We start from the raw sequence: 975 nt of genomic DNA on the forward strand, positions 1-975 counted from the left end.
AAACCTACCTTACTGGACGGTTTGTTGCTTCCTATTGGTTTACTTTTTTAAAATTCAAGATAATTGTCCACGTCGTCCAGTGAGTGGGTGGCTTCATCGCCGCGGCGCAGGCGCTCCAGCGTCTGCTCTGCTAGATAGGTGTCCTCGAGGTCTTCCAGATGCTCTAGGATCGCTTCGCGCGCATAAGGTGGGGCGTAGTCGTCTGGTGGTGTCTGCATTGCCGCACCCTCCTCTTCTGGTCCTTTTACCGATACGGATAATCTTGAATTCCAGGAGCGGAATCACTCCTGGAAGAGGTCTGAATGGCTGCCGGTACGGGCCAAATGTAGCTCGTCGCCCTCTACGCGATACAGCAGCAACCAATCGGGTTCGATATGGGCATCTCGGTAGCCCTTCCAATTCCCCCGTAACGGGTGATCCTGGTAGGCATCCGGCAAGAGAGCTTGCTCGAGCAGCAGGCCCAGCAAGCGCCGCAGCTTGTCCATGTCCTTGCCGCGCTTCTGGACCCGCTTTACATCGCGTTTGAACTGGCTGGAACGGACTGGGGTCAGCATCAGATGCCCAGGTCCTCGAACAGCGCATCCGCGCTATCAAAGCGCTTGCCCTTGCCGGCGTCCAGCTCGTCCAGAGCCTTGGCCGTGGAGGCGTTTGGCACCTGGACAGCGAACGGCAGGCGCTTCTCGTCGGCGATCCGCAGCATCAGCAGGCGGATGGCATCGGATACGGACAACCCCATGGCCTCCAGGGCAGCGGTGGCGCGTTCTTTGGTTTCGCTATCGATGCGGGCTCGAACGACGGTATCAGCACTCATGGTGTCCCCCACTTCTTCTCTGTAGCTACAATGTAGCCACAATATAGCAGATCAGGGGGCGTCGTCAACTGGAGGCGCTCTACCTGGCTGAGCTGCGCTGTTCCCCGCTCATAAAATTTCGTGCGCACGAAATAATTAATAGGCGCAATTATCAGTTAACGCGA

General features: G+C 57.0%; 3 protein-coding genes. All 3 read right to left on the bottom strand.

Going from position 1 to position 975, the window contains the following annotated elements:
• Positions 1–47: 47 nt before the first annotated feature.
• Complete coding sequence (gene relB / locus ACT3XD_RS19615) at positions 48–218, bottom strand: type II toxin-antitoxin system RelB family antitoxin (protein ID WP_225736367.1); 171 nt, start codon at positions 216–218, stop codon at positions 48–50.
• A gap of 63 nt (positions 219–281) precedes the next feature.
• The gene (locus ACT3XD_RS19620; RefSeq protein WP_192539861.1) at positions 282–554 is read right to left on the bottom strand and encodes a type II toxin-antitoxin system YafQ family toxin; all 273 of its coding nucleotides are present in this window, start codon (positions 552–554) and stop codon (positions 282–284) included.
• Entirely contained in the window at positions 554–811 is a 258-nt protein-coding gene (locus tag ACT3XD_RS19625; protein ID WP_192539860.1) for a type II toxin-antitoxin system RelB/DinJ family antitoxin, read from the bottom strand. The genes ACT3XD_RS19620 and ACT3XD_RS19625 overlap by 1 nt, the downstream gene beginning before the upstream one ends.
• Between the last annotated feature and the right edge of the window lie 164 nt (positions 812–975).

This window comes from Halomonas sp. AOP7-B1-5, assembly GCF_052353045.1.
In the GTDB taxonomy this organism is placed as follows: Bacteria; Pseudomonadota; Gammaproteobacteria; order Pseudomonadales; family Halomonadaceae; genus Vreelandella; species Vreelandella colorata.

Excerpts from the sequence above, each read along its gene's own strand:
- ACT3XD_RS19620 (WP_192539861.1), bottom strand. The coding sequence starts at position 554 with ATGCTGACCCCAGTCCGTTCCAGCCAGTTCAAACGCGATGTAAAGCGG.
- ACT3XD_RS19625 (WP_192539860.1), bottom strand. The coding sequence starts at position 811 with ATGAGTGCTGATACCGTCGTTCGAGCCCGCATCGATAGCGAAACCAAA.
- relB (WP_225736367.1), bottom strand. The coding sequence starts at position 218 with ATGCAGACACCACCAGACGACTACGCCCCACCTTATGCGCGCGAAGCG.